Raw genomic sequence first — 16,808 nt, 5'->3', positions numbered from 1 at the left:
TTCAGGCCAGGGCATGTAAACATGTTTAATTTCAAACAATTAAATTCATACCTCAAGCGCTTGCAGGCACACGGGGATGGCCTGACGCCAGCAAGGCCCCCCGCCCCTGTGTACCGGCAGGCTGAAAGCGGCAAGCCGCTTGTGCGATAAGAATGGTCGCGACCAGCCCCTGCACCGGCTCTGACCCTCAACACCCAGAAACCGGCAGGCACGGATAGCGAGCCTGAACACGAGGCTGATGACACAGCGTTGCATCATGGGAAATGCATGAGGAAAGAAGACAGGGATGATTCAGTCCCGATACAGCGGGGTCAGGTAGGATCCGGATTGACTCTCCCTCTTGTTGACCCTCTAATTGACAGCCTGGACCCTCATCATCATGCATCTTATGAAAATCCTACTGGTTGAAGACGACAAGCTGCTCAATCACCACCTCTCCACCCTGTTGACCGAGGCCCAGAACCAGGTTTACAGCACGGACAATGCCCAGGTGGCGCTGCACTACGCAGCAGACTACCCCATCGATGTCGCCATCATCGATCTGGGCCTGCCTGACATGGATGGTCTTCAGCTCATCACCCGCCTGCGCGAGCAGCAGATCCCCTTTCCCATCATTGTGCTGACGGCCAGAGGCAACTGGCAGGACAAGGTGGAAGGACTGGAGGCCGGGGCGGACGACTACCTGGTCAAACCCTTCCAGAAGGACGAACTGCTGGCCCGTCTCAATGCGCTGGTACGCCGCAGCGCCGGCTTCATCTCCCCCAGAGTGAAGGCGGGTGACTACGAGCTGGATCTCTCCCGCAAGGAGCTGACCATCGCCGGCGAGGTCACCGTGCTGACCAGTTTCGAATATCTGATCCTGGAATACCTGATGCGAAATGCCCGTCAGGTGGTCTCCAAACAGCAGTTGCTGGATCAGCTCTATGGGGATGGTGAAGGGGATCCCAACACCATCGAGGTGATGGTGAGCCGGCTTCGCAAAAAACTGGATCCGGAAGGGAGCATCCAGCCCATCTCCACCATCCGCCGCCAAGGCTACATCTTCAACCTCGCCTGCAGCTGATGCGCCTTGCCATGTTGCATCCCCTGACCCTGATCCGCCGCTCCCTGCACCTCAAGCTGATGCTGAGTGCCATGCTGGTCATCGCGCTCATCATGGCCTTCTCCGTCTACATCCTCTACCTCGGCCATGCCGAGGAGCAGGCCCAGAAAGCCAGTGTCCGCATGCAGGAGAACCTCTCCAAGCTGTTCTCGTCCAAGCAGCCGGAGCCCCACGCCATGACGGATCTAGGCAAGCTCACCCCGGATGTCATCGATCCCAATCTCGATACCCTGATCTGCCGCGCCGACGGAGTGCTGAGCTGGTCCAGCCTCCACATGCCGGAGGTGGTCTCCATCAAGGAGACCATCTGCCGGGATCTGATGAGATACCTGGGGGGACTGGATCAGGACTATTTCTTCAAGCTGCATACCATCAAGAACGGCGAGAGCTACTTCATCTACAGCCTGCGTTTCCTGCGCAATCATGGCGCCGGCCCCACCACCTACTACGTGGTGATGGTCGATTCCGCCCGGCGCTATCAGGCCCAGACCCGCGATTACCTCTACCGCTGCATTCGCCAGGCGCTGCTCGCCTACTGTCTGCTGGGCGCTCTGTTGCTGCTCACCAGTTTCTGGAGCCTCTCTTCCCTGCGCACCATGGCGCGCCAGATTGACGAGATCCGCGCCGGTACGCGAGAGGCGCTGTCAAACGACTACGAGCGCGAGCTGACCCCCCTGACAAGCTCGGTCAACCAGTTGCTGGAGAACGAACGCCAGCAGACCCAGCGCTACCAGCACGCCCTCAACGATCTCGCCCACAGCCTGAAAACCCGGCTGGCGCTCATCCAGATCACCGCCCAGGAGCTCAAGCTCGGCCACGACATCCATGACAACATCAATGAACAGATCACCACCATGGATCAGATCATCCAGTACCAGTTACGCCGCGCCGTCACCGGGCGAAAGCGCCTCGCGAGCAAGGGCACCGAACCGGTTCCCCTCATCGAGAAGCTGCTGGCCAGCCTCGCCAAGGTCTATCGACACAAGAAGCTGCAGACCGGCTTCCAGTTTGACGACGATGTCTTCTTTCACGGCGAGCAGGGCGATCTGATGGAGCTGATGGGCAACCTGCTGGACAACGCCTGCAAGTTCGCCATCAGCGAGATCCGGGTTCATGTCCGCCACCGGGAGAGGGGTCTGCTCATCGTGGTGGAAGACGACGGCCCCGGCATCGATCCCGGCAAATCGCAGCAGATCTTCCAGCGCGGCGTGCGGGCTGACAGCTCCCCCGGCCAGGGGATTGGCCTCGCCGTGGTGACCGAAATCGTGCACAGCTACGGCGGCGAGATCCGGGTGGATGACTCCCCGCTCGGCGGCGCGAGATTCCACATCACCCTCCCCTGACAGCGCAGGAGCCAGTACCTGGCTCCTGCCGCATTCGGGCGTTGCCATCCCGGTGCTTTCCCTGTCTCACGCCTCACGCCTCACTCCTTATGCCTCGACCAGGCCAAGCACATGGCAGCGGGGCTGACGAGCTTGCACCCCCATCAGAAGCTGACCTGCCGCTCCCCTCAGCCCCATGCTCGCGCAGAAACGACAGGCATAAAAAAACCGGCCGCGAGGGCCGGTAAAACAGTTCAGGCTTGTCAGGTGACAATGCGCACCCAGCGGATGAAGACCGGTTTCAATTCCCTATGAAGCCCCGTCCTCTTGAGTACGTAGGTTCACTTTACGCCCCGGTCACTGAATCGGGACTGAACCATGTTCACGCTGGCAAGGCTCAGAGACGGATCCCGAGTGACTGGCGCAGATAGGCGCCGGCACCGAGCAGCCCCGGCCCTTCATGGGTGATGAGGAAGACCGGAATGTCTTTGAGATAAGGCTTGAAGCGCCCCTTGTCCTCGAAGGCGACCCGAAAGCCCGATCCGATGAAGAACTCCTGAAAGCGCGGCACTATGCCACCGGCGATGTAGACACCGCCGAAGGTGCCCATGTTGAGGGCCAGGTTGCCGGCAAAGCGGCCCATGAGCACACAGAACAGGCTCAAGGTGCGGCGGCAATCGAGGCAATCCCCCGCCAGCGCGCGCTCGGTGATGTCCTTGGGGGCAAAGGATTCAGGCTCGCGGCCATCGGATTTGACCAGGCCGCGATAGAGATTGACGAGCCCGGGGCCCGAGAGGAAACGCTCCGCCGACACATGGCCCAGCTCGCCGCGCATCACCTGCAGCACCGCATCTTCCTCTTCCGTGTTGGCGGCGAAGTCCACGTGACCGCCCTCACCCGGCAGGCTCAGCCACTGCTCACCGGCCTGCACCAGGTGGGCGACGCCAAGGCCGGTCCCTGCGCCATAAATGGCGATGGGCTTGCCGGCTACCGGAGCCGCGCCCCCGAGCTGGATGCGATCGCTCTCGCCGAGCACGGGTACCGCCATGGAGACGGCAGTGAAATCGTTGATCACCTGCAGGCGCGCAAGGCCGAGGTTGGCCTGCATCTCGCGGATGGAGAACTCCCAGCTGTGGTTGGTCATGGCGACCCAGTCACCATTGATGGGACAGGCGATAGCGATGCACGCCTCGCCCACGGTGGCATCGTGCTCTTCGAGATAGAGGCGCACCACGGCCTCCAGGCTGGGATGGGCCAGCCCCGAATAGGTTTTTGCCTGGGAAATGGCGCCCGTCGCCAGTTCGCACAGGGCCAGCCGGGCATTGGTACCGCCAACGTCGCCCACCAGCGCATGGGTATGCTGCATAACAAACTCCTTCGTTACCGACTCGGGGCGGCCCTTACCGTCCCGACATTATTATTTGGCTGCAATACTACTCGAGCCCGCAGCCGGGCTGCGCGATTTATGCAGACAAGTGTGCGCCCGCTCACAGTGTTGTTGCTTTGCAACATTTGTAAGCGTTTTCAAGACGCAAATGGAAGTTTGCAACTAAAAACACGAAATAATTAGACATGAGTCATACTTTGCAGGGCCGAGATTAGTTCCGATAAGCGCTTGTCTTGTATAGTCATCGCGGAGACTGGAAACCTGCTTGAGCTGTGAATTTAGTGCACAGACACTGAAGTTAAATTACAAAAATGCCTGGTGGTAATGATGAATACCCTCGATAAAATTACGAACAATCTGGAAAGTTTCAGTAAATCAGAGCGTAAGGTGGCTGAAGTGATCCTGGCCTCACCCCAGACCGCCATTCACTCCAGCATTGCTACCCTGGCCAAGCTGGCCGATGTGAGCGAACCGACCGTCAACCGTTTCTGCCGTCGCCTCGATACCAAGGGTTTTCCCGATTTCAAGCTGCACCTGGCCCAGAGCCTGGCCAACGGCACCCCTTATGTGAACCGCCACGTGGAAGCGGAAGACGGCCCGGACACCTATACCGCCAAGATCTTCGAATCCACCATGGCCTGCCTCGATGCCGCCAAGAACAGCCTGGACATCTCGGCCATCAACCGCTGCGTCGATATTCTGACCCAGTCCAAGAAGATCAGCTTCTTTGGTCTGGGCGCCTCCTCCGCCGTCGCCCGGGATGCCCAGAACAAGTTCTTCCGCTTCAACATCCCCGTGGTGAGCTTCGATGACATCGTCATGATGCGCATGAGCTGCATCAACAGCAGCGAAGGGGACGTGGTGGTCCTCATCTCCCACACCGGCCGCACCAAGGCCCTGGTGGAAATTGCCGCGCTGGCCCGGGAAAACGATGCCACCGTCATCGGCATGACCGCCAAGGACTCTCCCCTGGCCCGCGAATGCAACCTGGTGCTCTCCATGGACGTGCCGGAAGACACCGACGTCTACATGCCCATGGCCTCGCGCATCGCCCAGCTCGCCCTGGTGGACGTGCTGGCCACCGGTTTCACCCTGCGCCGTGGCATGAAATTTCGCGAAAACCTGAAGAAAGTCAAAGAAGGTTTGCGCGAATCCCGCTTTGATACCCCGCACTCCTCCTGATCATTCGGGGGTCCGCCCCCGACTGTCTATGCCAACGGGCTTGGTGTAGTATCGAAATTCAATCAAACAAGGCCACCCAGATGGCCTGCCAGTTGGCGCCATGCCACATGCTTGACGGGGCAGTATTTCAAGTCATATCAACTTCACATTGGAGTCTTTCATGCCAAGACGTACAAAGATTGTTACCACACTCGGTCCGGCGACCGATCGCGACGGCATTCTCGAGGGGATCATTCGCGCCGGTGCCGACATGGTGCGGATGAACTTCTCCCACGGCACTCCTGAAGATCATATCCAGCGCGCCAACCAGGTGCGTGACATCGCCGCCAAGCTGGGCCGCCACGTGGCCATCATGGGCGATCTGCAAGGCCCCAAGATCCGCGTCTCCACCTTCAAGGATGGCAAGATCTACCTCGCCATCGGTGACAAGTTCATTCTCGATGCCGCCCTCGGCAAGGGCGAAGGCTGCCAGGAGCAGGTCGGCATCGACTACAAGAGCCTGCCGCAGGACGTGGTATCCGGTGACATCCTGCTGCTGGACGATGGCCGCGTGCAACTGAAGGTCGAGCAGGTCGAAGGCACCCGCATCCACACCACGGTGACCGTGGCCGGCCCTCTCTCCAACAACAAGGGCATCAACAAGAAAGGTGGCGGCCTCTCCGCCCCGGCCTTGACCGAGAAGGACAAGGAAGACATCAAGACCGCCGCCCGCATGAACGTGGACTACCTGGCGGTCTCCTTCCCCCGCAGCGGCGATGATCTGCGCTACGCCCGCGAACTGGCCCGCGAAGCCGGCTCCAACGCCAAGATCGTGGCCAAGGTCGAGCGCGCCGAGACCGTCGCCAGCGACGAGGCGATGGAAGACATCATCCTTGGCTCCGATGCCGTCATGGTGGCCCGTGGTGACCTGGGTGTCGAAATCGGCGACCCCGAACTGGTGGGTGTGCAGAAGAAGCTCATTCGCCACTCCCGCCGCCTGAATCGCGTGGTCATCACCGCGACCCAGATGATGGAGTCCATGATCAACGCGCCGCTCCCGACCCGTGCCGAAGTCATGGACGTGGCCAACGCCGTGCTGGACGGTACCGATGCGGTGATGCTCTCCGCCGAGACCGCTGCCGGCCAGTTCCCCATCGAGACCGTGACCTCCATGGCCAGCGTCTGTGTGGGCGCCGAGAAGCACCCGAGCCTGAACGTCTCCAACCACCGCATGAGCTACACCTTCACCTCGGTGGAAGAGGCGGTGGCCATGTCCACCATGTATGCGGCCAACCACCTGGAAGGGGTCAAGGCGATCGTGGCGCTGACCGAGTCGGGCACCACCCCGCTGCTGATGTCCCGCATCAGCTCCGGCCTGCCCATCTTCGCCATGTCTCCTCACAACAAGACCCTGGCCTGGGCCAACCTCTACCGCGGCGTCACCCCCGTGCTGTTTGATGGCGACGAGACCAAGCCGGTCTACGAGGTGTGCCGCGACGCGCTGGACGTGCTCAAGGCCAAGGGACTGCTGCAAAGCGGCGACATGGTATTGCTCACCCACGGCGACAAGATGGAAACCGTCGGCAGCACCAACACCTGCAAGGTGATGATGGTCGAGTAATCGCCCCTCCTCCCTGCAACAAAAACGGCTCCCGAGGGAGCCGTTTTTTATGGGATCTGCCCCAGGTTCAACCGCGAAACAGCTCCACCTTGTCCCCATCCTGCAGGCTGCCGGCGCCGCGCACCACCACCTTGTCTCCCTGCTTGAGAGCGCCGCTCACCGCCACCTCCCGGCTGTCTCCAAAGAGCACGGTGACCGGCACCCGGTTCACCGTGAGCGCCTCGCCGCGCTGCTCCACCTGATAGACCACGCTTCCCTCGGTGCCGAGCACCAGGGCATCCCGTGGCAGCAGCATGGTGTGCTGCTCTCCCATCGGCAGCGCCACCCGCACCGGCGAGCCGATGATGAACGTGCCCGCTTCCGGCTTGAGGCGCAGCTCGATGAGCCGGGACTTGGGATCGGCGCTCGCCGCCCGCTGGTAATAGATGGCGTGGCTGCTGAGCTGCTCCCCTTCCACCCGCAACCGGGCCTGGGTGGCCAGTTGCCGGGCCCAGGCGATGGGCGCACGCAACCGGATGTCCGGCTGGTCCGGATTGACCAGCTCAAGCGCCTGTTCGCCCGCATCCACATGCTCCCCCGGCTGGATGAAGTGTTCATTCACCACTCCGTCAAACGGGGCAAAGATGCGGCTTCTGCGCAGCTGCTCCTCAATCTGGCGCACCTGCACCCGCGCCAGCTGCTCGGCCAGCTCAGCCTGCTCCACGTCATAGAACGCCTTGTCATACTGGCTCTGGGAGGCACTCTTTTGCTGGTGCAAACGATCCAGGCGCTGGAACTCGGCGCGAGCGTAACGCAGGTTGCTCCCCTCTCTGGCTTGTTCCGCCCTCGCCTGCTCCAGCGAGAGGCGCAGGGTCGCGCTGTCCAGGCGCAGCAACTCGTCCCCCGCCTTCACCCGGCTGCCAAACTCGGCTATCCACTCCACCCGACCGCTCACTTCGGCGCTGAGCGCCGCCTGCTGGCGGCTCGCCACCGTGCCGCTGACCCAGATGCTGGCCCCCGCCTCTCCCTGGGCCACCTCCGCCAGCGTCACCATCTTGCTTTGTGCAAGCGCAGGCAGCCCGCCAGTCAGCAGCAGGGCCCCCACCACCATCCTTGTGAAACCTTGTGTCATCGATGAGCTCCTTGCTCAGGCACGCTGCCGAAGGGCGTGCGGTATGTCGGTCTGCTCCCCCAACCGCAGGAAGGCGGGCAACAGGATCAGGGTGAAGAGGGTGCTGCAACTCATGCCGCCGACGATGACGGTGGCCAGCCCCCGGTAGATTTCGCTCCCCTCGCTCGGACTCAGCATCAGGGGCAGCATGCCGAAGATGCTGGTGAGGCTGGCCATGGCGATGGGACGCATCCGGCTTTGCAGAGCATCGGTGACTGCCGACTGTCGGCTCATCCCCTCCCGCTCGGCCATCCTGGTCTGGTGCACCAGCAGAATGGCGTTGTTGACCACCAACCCGAGCAGGATGACGAAGCCGATGATGGTGAGCAAGTCCATCGGCAGCGGCGCCACCAGACCGCTCAGGTGCAGCGCCAGCACGCCGCCTACGGTGGCGAGCGGCAAGGTGAGCAACACCAGCACGGCATCCTTGAGGGAGGCGAAGACCCCCCACAGCAGAATGAGCAGTATCATCACGGCGAACAGGAAGATGCTGCCGAGGTTGCCCAGCGCCTGCTGCAGGCTGTCGGCATTGCCGGCGACCCGCAGCTCCCCCCCGGCCGGCAGCAACGGCCGGATGGCGGCAAAGCTCTTGTGCTGCAGGGTGTCGAGCACCTGCTCCATGCTCATCCCCGCAGGGGGCGAAATCTGCAGGCTGATGCTGCGCCGCCCATCGGATCGGAAGATGCTCTCAGGCCCGAGTTGCGGCTCCACCCGCAGCAGTTCCCCAAGGGGAACGATACGCCCGGACGGGGTAGCAAGCGGCACCGCCTTGAGCTCGTCCGGGTTGGCGGAGGCCTGCCCCATCAGCAGGATGTCGAGCCGCTCATCCCCGTCGAAATATTCGCCGACCCGCAGACCATCGCCAAAGGTCTGGATGATGGCGGGCATGGGGGAACGATCCCAGCCCACCTCGGCCAGGCGCCTGTCCTGGGGCACCAGCCGAAGCTCGGGAGCGGTGAAATCGAGTCCGGGTTCTGGCCTGACCTGGGCGCCGGGCAAGTCCCGCTGCACTATGATCATGCTCTCCCGGGCCGCCTGATAGAGTTCGGGCAGCCCACCCCCCTGGATCAGCAGGGAGATGCTGTTTTCACTGTCAAAACCGCCAAACAGGGACCCCTGACCGCCAAACACCCGGGTGTCGGGAATGCCCACCAGCAACTGCTTCATCAAGAGCTGCTCCAGTACCTTGATCTGGCTCTCCTCCTTTGGCCGCACCCCGATCTGGGCACCGCCCGGGTAGCGCAGGATGTAGTAGTTCTTGAGGACAGGCTCCTTCTCCCCTTTCATATAGGGGTCGAGGCGGGCAATCAGGGTATCGATCACCTCCTCCCGCTGGGCCTTGAGATTGACCCCGGGGGTGAAACTCATCCAGACATCGATGGCGTCCCGCTTCACATCCGGCAGGTAGTTCATCTTGGGCAGCAGCAGCCAGCTCGCCAGCACAGGCCCCGTCATCATCAGGACGATGATGGCCCAGCGCCTGGGGGCGGTGGCAGTCCAGCGGATCACATGGCGGGTGGCGCTGCACCACAGGCGCTCAAAGGGATCAATCAGCCGCTCGTGCCCCATCCAGCGCGCCGCCACCGCAGGCAACACCGTGACCGCCACCACCATGGAGACGGTCACCGCGCAGGCGATGGTGAGCGCAAGATCGGCAAACAACTGCCCTTCCACGTCGTTGAGCAGGAGCACCGGCAGGAAGATGGCGACCGTGGTCAGGGTGGACGCCACCAGAGCGGTCCACACCCGGCGAGTGCCCTCCAGCGCCGCCTCTCCCTTGCTGATGTCACCCCGCTCATGGCGCCGGTAGATGCTCTCCAGCACCACGATGGCGGCGTCGAGCACCATGCCGACCGCAAACGCAATGCCCGCCAGGGAGATGATATTGAGGGTCCGCCCCATCACCTTGAGCAGGCAGAAGGTGAGCATGATGCTGATGGGGATGGCGATCGCGATCATCAGGGTCGCCTTGAGCTGGCGAAGAAAGACCCAGAGGATGGCGCAGGAGAGCAGCACCCCGAGCCCCAGGTTGGCGGTCACCATGCTCACCGCCCGGTTGATGTAGAGGGAAGCGTCAAACGACTGCTCCATGTGCAGGCCGACCGGCTCCAGCACCTCCCGGTTGAGCTCCCCGACCTTGGTCTTGATCCCCTCGAGCGCCGCCAGGGCATTGGCACCGCTCTCCTTGAAGATCTGCGCCGCGATGGCGGTGTTGCCGTTCTGGATGCGCAGCACCGGGTTCTCCTCCCGGGCCACTCTGATCTCGGCAACGTCCCGCAGATAGATGGGCAGGCCGTCACGCCAGTCCACCACCTTGTCCCCCAGGGCCGCCACGTCATAGCGACCGGCAAAGCGCAGCTTGTACTCCCAGCGTCCGATGTCGAGGGTGCCAGCCGACACATCCCAGCCCGTCGTTGCCCGGCTGGCAAGCACCGGGATCTCCACCCCAAGCTCAGCTGCGCGGTAAGGGTCGAAACGGATCTGGATCTGGCGCTCGTTGATCCCCTCGATGTCGACCGTGGACACCCCGGGGATCCGCTCCAGCTCGGGCTTGACCCTCGCCTCGATCAGCGCCTGGTGATCGTCTATCTCCCCCTTGGCGCCGGGCAGTTGCTGGATGAAGAAGAAGGTGAGGGTGTCGTTGCTGCTGTAGTTGTTGACGTAAGGACCGCCGATGTTGTCCGGCAGCCCCGAGACCCGGTTCAGGCGGGAGATGACGTCAAGCTGGGCCCGCTGCATGTCGGTGCCGAGAGCAAACTCCATGTCGATTTCGGTGAAGCCGGGGTAGCTGTTGCTGCTGAGGCTCTTGAGCCCCTGTACCCCCTGCATCTCCTGCTCGATGGGATCGGTTATCTCCGACTCCATCTCCTGGGGCGAGGCCGAGCGCCAGTCCACCGTGATGTTGAGGTGAGGACGGTCTATGTCGGGAAACAGCTGGACGGGCAGTCCCCGGATGCTGAGCAGGCCCAGCAAAAAAATCAGCACGACCGAGACCGCCACCCAGATGGGGCGTTCGATCGCCGTTTTGGCGAGGTTCATTCACTCTTCCTGAGTTGTTGTTATCGGCCATTCCGATGGCCTTGCTTCCTGCCCCAAGGGTGGGGGCCATTGCATTAAACTGGAATTAATCGACCTTGTAAATGCCTGGTTAAACAACAAAAAACCGGCCACTAGGGCCGGTTGTCGGTTTACGCTCGGGGTCAGGCTGCATGCTCGACCGGGTTCGGTTGAGACAATCCTTCCAGCTCGCCAGGAGCGAAGTTGTCCACCTGGATAGCCTCGTAGCGCAGGGCATCGGCGGCCAGCAGCTTGTCCGCCTCCTCCTTGCCGAGGATGGACTGGGACAGGGCCGCAGCCACCAGCTCAGGCAGCGCCAGCTTGCGGGGCAGTCTGCCCTCTTTCTGGGCCTGCATCAGCTTCTTCTCGATGGGCTGCACCGAGACCATGGCCTGGAAGGCACGCTCCATCAGCCCCACCGGATCCGCCTCATCCTTGCCCACATAACAGAGCGCGGTCAGACGATCCCGGAACTCGCCCGGCGTCATCATGGCCAGGCAGATGGCATGGCAGCGATCGTCCGCCGGCATCTTGTAACCGACGCCGAACGGGAACACCACCCGCTTGAGTACGGCACCCACCACCTTGTTCGGGAAGTTCTGGAAGAAGCCCTCGAACGCCTTGCCAATCAGGTAGAGGTTGCGCTCCACCGCGTACTGCACGAACGGCAGGTCAGAGACCATGCGGCCCTGATCCTCATAATGCTTGAGGGTGGCGGAGGCCAGGTAGAGGTGGCTCAGCACGTCACCCAGACGGGCGGAGATCATCTCCTTGCGCTTGAGATCCCCGCCCAGCATCAGCATGGAGACGTCGGCACACAGGGCCAGCCCCTTGCTCATGCGCGACAGCTGCTTGTAGTAGCGGGCGGTTTCGCCGGCCACCGGGGCACTGTTGAACTGGCCCAGGGTCAGCCCCTGGAACAGGGCACCGAAGAAGTTGCCGGTACCGAAGGCGATGTGCTTCATCAGCAGGGCGTCAAACTTCTCGAGACCGCGCTCCACATCGGTGTCGGCAGCCGCTTCCAGCTCGGCAAACACATACGGATGGCAGCGGGTGGCCCCTTGCCCGAAGATCATCAGGTTGCGGGTCAGGATGTTGGCCCCTTCCACCGTGATGGCCACCGGAATGCCCATGTAGGCGTAGCCGGTGTAGTTTTTCGGGCCCAGCTGGATGGCGCGACCGGCATGGATGTCCATGGAGTCATCCATCACCTGGCGGGCCATCTCGGTCATGTGGTACTTGGAGATCGCGGTGACGATGGCCGGTGCCTGACCCAAGTCCAGGGAACCTGCGGTCATGCGACGAGCCCCTTCGAGCTGATAGGTGAGGCCGCCGATGCGGGCCAGCGCTTCTTGCACACCTTCAAACTTGCCGATGGACATGCCGAACTGCTTGCGCACGTAGGAGTAGGCGCCCACGGTGCGGCTCGCCATGTGTCCACAGGCGGTGCCCAGAGCAGGCAGCGAGATGCCGCGACCGGCGGAGAGGCACTCCACCAGCATGCGCCAGCCGCGGCCGGCGTAATCCGGGCCGCCGATGATCCAGTCGAGCGGAATGAACACATCCTTGCCGAAGGTCGGACCGTTCAGGAACGCCAGCCCCATTGGGTAGTGGCGATCGCCGACGCGCACGCCTGGGTGACTGGTCGGGATCAGCGCACAGGTGATGCCGATCTCTTCCTTGTCACCCAGCAGTTTTTCCGGGTCATAGAGCTTGAACGCCAGCCCCAGCACGGTGGCACGCGGCGCCAGGGTGATGTAGCGCTTGTTCCAGTTGAGGCGAATGCCCAGCACCTCTTCCCCCTTGTGCATCCCCTTGCAGACGATCCCCTTGTCCGGGATGGCGCCCGCATCGGAGCCCGCTTCCGGCCCGGTCAGGGCGAAGCAGGGCACCTCCTTGCCGTTGGCCAGCCCCGGCAGCCAGAAATCTTTCTGGGCCTGGGTGCCGTAATGCATCAGCAGCTCGCCCGGGCCGAGGGAGTTGGGCACCATGACGGTGACCGCGACGCTCAGGCTCTTGGTGGCGATACGGGTGACGATGGTGGAGTTGGCAATCGCCGAGAACTCGCGGCCGCCGTAGGATTTCGGGATGATCAGGGAGAAGAAGCCTTCTTTCTTCAGATAGTCCCACACCGGCTCCGGCAGGTCCTTGGTCTCGTTGACGATCTTGAAGTCGTCCACCATGGCGAGCAGGGTTTCGACCTGGTTGTCGATAAAGGCCTGCTCTTCTGCGCTCAGCTCGGCCTTGCCGTAGCCGTGCAGTTTCTTCCAGTCCGGGTTGCCGCGAAACAGCTCCCCGTCCCACCAGACGGAGCCGGCCTCCATGGCCTCCCGCTCGGTGGCCGACAGGGGCGGCAGTATCTTCTTGAAGATGCCGAACACGGGGCGGGTCACCACCTTTTTACGGATGGCGGGGACACCGAGCACCACGGCTATCGCCAGCACCAGCAGGACAAGCAATGTGATCATACCGAAGTTCCTTCTATTTCACTGTTTCCGTTGATTATTGTTAGGTGTTACACGGCCAGGGAGAGCCTGGTCGACTCCACGGGCGCCCCGACACCGGACGCCAGATAAGGAATAACGTTGCGCACCAGCCCTTCCACATCGAGCTGCTGGCCAAAATCGGCCTGGGCGATGTCACGCAGGGCATCCGCAGAGGCCATGGTGAAGACGACGGTGCCCAGGGTGAAGTGCAGGCGCCAGAAGAGATCCGCTGGCGACAAATCCGGATTGGCCTTGGAGATGGCCTGGGTGATCCCGTGCAGGGTCGCCCCATAATGGGTGGTAATAAAGCGGCGCAGGTGGCCCTGACTGTCGATATAGCCGCGCCCCAGCAACTGCATGAAGAGCGCCGGACCATTCGCCCTGACGGCCGACAGTTTCATCAGAGGTTCGACAAAGCTCTCGAACACCTGCAACAGGGTCAGCTGATCCTGCGCCATCAACGTCTGCAACCGCCCGTCCAGTGCCGGCATGAAGAGGCTCAGATAACGGTCGAGTACCGCCTGGATAAGCTCCTTCTTGGAGCCGAAGTGATAATTGACCGAAGCCAGGTTCACATCGGCCTCGCTGGTGATCAGACGCAACGAGGTATCGGCGAACCCCCGCTCGGCAAACAGCACCTCGGCGGCATCGAGAATACGGTTCTTGGTATCGATTTTACTCACTGGACACCTCACTTAAACGAATGTTTAAAAAGTACGTTTCACGCCCACCCATGTCAAGAGAATGTGAACAAGTGTTGGCTAAATGTTTTTAATCAAAAAAGAGGGAAGATGGCGGGAACTTCGCGGCGAGACGGCACTCTATATCTATGCCACTGCAATTAAACATTAAGTCTCGCCCAACCTGCGTCATGCTAGTTGGGCATTTTTTTGCCCTGCCGTCACCCGATGCGCCGACAGAGAACCAAAAAAAACCGTCGCAGGGGCGACGGCGGGGAAAACGGGTCTGACCATCCAGTGTCGACCCATCGATGGGTGTTCAGGCTTGCATCGATGTCGCCATCCTCGCAGTGAAACGTCATCAGACTTTGTCAGCACAGACCCAAATTGTGACAAAGTATGGCAACCAGCCACATGGCCCGGCTTCGCCAATCTTGCTATGCTGTCGCCTCATGCCAGAGGGGAGAGAAGATGAAGTATACGGTCGATACCCACACGCACACCGTCGCCAGCACCCACGCCTACAGCACCATTCACGATTACCTGCCCATCGCCAAAGCCAAGGGGATCAAGCTGTTCGCCACCACGGACCATGGCCCGGACATGGCAGATGCCCCGCATTACTGGCATTTCGTCAATCTGCACGTGTTGCCCAGGGTCGTGGACGGGGTCGGTATCCTGCGCGGCATCGAAGCCAACATCAAGAACATCGACGGTGAAATAGACTTCCCCGAGCGCTACGAATCGCGGCTCGACATGATCATGGCGGGCTTTCACGAGCCGGTGTTTCCCCCCTGCGATCAGGCGACCCACACCCAGGCCATGATCAACGCCATTCGAAGTGGTCGGGTCGACATGATAAGCCACCCCGGCAACCCCGCCTTCCCCATCGATATCCAGGCGGTGGTCAAGGCAGCGGCAGAGTATCGAGTGGCGCTGGAGGTCAACAACTCCTCGTTCAGTCACTCCCGTGCAGGTAGTGAAAGCAACTGCCGCGCCATCGTCGAGGCAGCGCGCGATCTGGGTGCCTACCTCACTTTCGGCTCCGACTCCCACGTGGCATTCAGCCTCGGCGACTTTGATCACTGCCATCGGCTGGTCACCGAAGCCAACTTCCCACATGAGCGGATCCTGGCCCGCTCCCCCCGCGCACTGCTCGATTTTCTCGAGAGCCGCGGCCGTGCCCACATCCCGGAGTTCATTGACCTCTGATATGCCTTAACATCATGAGCCAACTCATAAAATCGAGTTGGCTCAATTGACTTGTCCGGCTTTTTTCACGACTCTGAACATCAAGCCGCCGGTATAGCTCAGTTGGTAGAGCAGCGCATTCGTAATGCGAAGGTCGTAGGTTCGACTCCTATTACCGGCACCAGACAGACGAAGGGTTGGCTTCAGTGCGAGGCCAACCCTTCGTGCTTTTTGTCCCGGGTCTCTGACCAAGACGCCGGTGTGACTGCACCAGAACCCCCTCCCCCTCCAGGACACCGCCATCCGCGACGGTCCTGTTCATCTTTCAGAGCCTGACGCACCAACCTGGCCCCACCATCAGAGAGGGCAGCCAGGCAGCCACGCCCCGGCTGCACCTGGGTGAACATCGTTATCCCGGGGCGCCTCAGCGCTGGGCATAGATCTGGTCGAACACCCCGCCCTCCTTGAAGTGAGTGCGCTGGATCACAGGCCACTCGCCGAAGGTCTTCACCACGTCGAGGAAGGTGGCGTTCGGGAAACGGTCTGCAAACTCGGCGAGGATCGCCGGGTTGCGCGGGCGTAGATAGTTGCTGGCAGCAATGCGTTGGCCTTCGTCAGACCAGAGATAGGCCAGATAGGCTTCGGCCTCCTTGCGGGTACCCTGCTTGTCGACCACCTTGTCCACCACTGACACCGGCAGCTCGGCCACGGCGGTGACGCTAGGATAGACCACCTCGAAGCTGCCACGACCGAACTCCCGGGCAATCATCTCGGCTTCGTTTTCGAACGTGACCAGCACGTCCCCTATGCGGTTCTGGATGAAGGTGGTAGTGGCGGCGCGGCCGCCGGTGTCGAGCACGGGAACCTGCTTGAACAACTTGCCGACAAATGCCCTGGCCGCATCTTCATCGCCCCCCTGCTCCAGCACATACCCCCAGGCAGACAGATAGGTGTAGCGGCCGTTCCCCGAGGTCTTGGGGTTGGGCACGATGACCTGTACCCCCTCCTTGAGCAGATCAGGCCAATCCTTCAGCCCCTTGGGGTTGCCCTTGCGCACGATAAACACGGTGGCCGAGGTGAAGGGGGCGCTGTGATCCGGCAGGCGATCCGCCCACCCCTTGGGCACCAGGCCCCCATGCTCGGCGAGGGCGTTGATGTCGGTGGCCATGTTCATGGTGATGACATCGGCGGGCAGGCCGTCGATGACGGCGCGCGCCTGCTTGCTCGATCCGCCGTGGGACATGTTGATCTGCAGTGGCTCCCCGCCTTCGGCCTGCCAGTGCTTCAGGAAGGCTCCGTTGTACTCCTTGTAAAAATCGCGCATCACGTCATAGGAGGCGTTAAGCAGGGTGGTCGCCTGGGCCAGCGGGGCGAGAGCCAGTCCTGCAACAAGCAGGGTGGCGGGCACGAGTCGTTTCATTTCACATCCTTTGAATGAGGGGCGAGTGACTGACTATAAGAGCCGACCATTTATTCTTTGAAAGAATAATTACTGCTCAGCTTATGCGATAAATGGCATCTCCTGGGTCCGGCGCAACGGATGACGGCGATGAGATGGTCACCTCCAGGCGGGTCATGATGGCTGCAGAGGGCGGCGCCCATGAGCGTGGGGCTCCTCCTGCCCGCTCCCTGCCACGGGCAGGGAGCGCCG

At 61.7% G+C, this 16,808-nt stretch carries 11 protein-coding genes and 1 tRNA gene; 6 read left to right on the top strand and 6 right to left on the bottom strand.

The features are described from left to right. Positions 1-388: 388 nt before the first annotated feature. Positions 389-1,063, top strand: coding sequence for a response regulator (locus tag AB5Y89_RS03030; protein ID WP_041207018.1), 675 nt, complete (start codon positions 389-391; stop codon positions 1,061-1,063). Beyond that, positions 1,063-2,445 carry an ATP-binding protein gene (locus AB5Y89_RS03025; RefSeq protein ID WP_368222846.1) on the top strand — a complete coding sequence of 461 codons (1,383 nt, stop codon included), beginning with the start codon at positions 1,063-1,065 and terminating at the stop codon, positions 2,443-2,445. The genes AB5Y89_RS03030 and AB5Y89_RS03025 overlap by 1 nt, the downstream gene beginning before the upstream one ends. Before the next feature lie 376 nt (positions 2,446-2,821). Here the strand turns inward: AB5Y89_RS03025 and glk are convergent, their stop codons facing one another. Next, entirely contained in the window at positions 2,822-3,790 is a 969-nt protein-coding gene (gene glk, locus AB5Y89_RS03020) for a glucokinase (protein WP_201888417.1), read from the bottom strand. A 348-nt stretch (positions 3,791-4,138) separates the two neighbouring features. Here glk and AB5Y89_RS03015 point away from each other — a divergent pair, with 348 nt between their 5' ends. Both AB5Y89_RS03015 and pyk read left to right on the top strand, forming a co-directional pair. Beyond that, positions 4,139-4,993, top strand: coding sequence for a MurR/RpiR family transcriptional regulator (locus AB5Y89_RS03015; RefSeq protein WP_029314760.1), 855 nt, complete (start codon positions 4,139-4,141; stop codon positions 4,991-4,993). A 160-nt stretch (positions 4,994-5,153) separates the two neighbouring features. Continuing rightward, positions 5,154-6,593, top strand: a complete 1,440-nt coding sequence (gene pyk / locus AB5Y89_RS03010) for a pyruvate kinase (RefSeq protein ID WP_041214849.1) — start codon at positions 5,154-5,156, stop codon at positions 6,591-6,593. Positions 6,594-6,660: 67 nt separating this feature from the next. Here the strand turns inward: pyk and AB5Y89_RS03005 are convergent, their stop codons facing one another. From AB5Y89_RS03005 to AB5Y89_RS02990, 4 genes are all read right to left on the bottom strand, one after another. After that, positions 6,661-7,704, bottom strand: coding sequence for an efflux RND transporter periplasmic adaptor subunit (locus AB5Y89_RS03005; protein ID WP_263309345.1), 1,044 nt, complete (start codon positions 7,702-7,704; stop codon positions 6,661-6,663). A 15-nt stretch (positions 7,705-7,719) separates the two neighbouring features. Next, positions 7,720-10,782: an efflux RND transporter permease subunit gene (locus AB5Y89_RS03000; protein WP_325770900.1), complete on the bottom strand. Its 3,063-nt coding sequence runs from the start codon at positions 10,780-10,782 to the stop codon at positions 7,720-7,722. Positions 10,783-10,943: 161 nt separating this feature from the next. Beyond that, a complete protein-coding gene (locus AB5Y89_RS02995) occupies positions 10,944-13,268 on the bottom strand; it encodes an acyl-CoA dehydrogenase (protein ID WP_048208008.1) in 2,325 nt (774 codons plus the stop codon). Positions 13,269-13,315: 47 nt separating this feature from the next. Further along, a complete protein-coding gene (locus AB5Y89_RS02990; protein ID WP_005324182.1) occupies positions 13,316-13,969 on the bottom strand; it encodes a TetR/AcrR family transcriptional regulator in 654 nt (217 codons plus the stop codon). 468 nt (positions 13,970-14,437) lie between these two features. On the opposite strand from AB5Y89_RS02990, the gene AB5Y89_RS02985 reads away from it, so the two are divergent. Together AB5Y89_RS02985 and AB5Y89_RS02980 are read left to right on the top strand one after the other, a co-directional pair. Then, positions 14,438-15,178 (top strand): phosphatase, encoded by a 741-nt coding sequence (locus AB5Y89_RS02985; protein WP_039041236.1) that lies wholly within the window; start codon positions 14,438-14,440, stop codon positions 15,176-15,178. 87 nt (positions 15,179-15,265) lie between these two features. Then, positions 15,266-15,341 (top strand) — tRNA-Thr (locus AB5Y89_RS02980). A gap of 240 nt (positions 15,342-15,581) precedes the next feature. On the opposite strand, the gene AB5Y89_RS02975 is transcribed toward AB5Y89_RS02980, so the two are convergent. Then, positions 15,582-16,577 (bottom strand): sulfate ABC transporter substrate-binding protein, encoded by a 996-nt coding sequence (locus AB5Y89_RS02975; RefSeq protein ID WP_202042254.1) that lies wholly within the window; start codon positions 16,575-16,577, stop codon positions 15,582-15,584. Positions 16,578-16,808: the final 231 nt, after the last annotated feature.

It is taken from the genome of Aeromonas sp. s4 (assembly GCF_040907855.1).
In the GTDB taxonomy this organism is placed as follows: domain Bacteria; phylum Pseudomonadota; class Gammaproteobacteria; order Enterobacterales; family Aeromonadaceae; genus Aeromonas; species Aeromonas caviae.
Note: the sequence above shows the minus strand (reverse complement) of the source record. Positions and strands in the feature narration are given on the sequence as shown.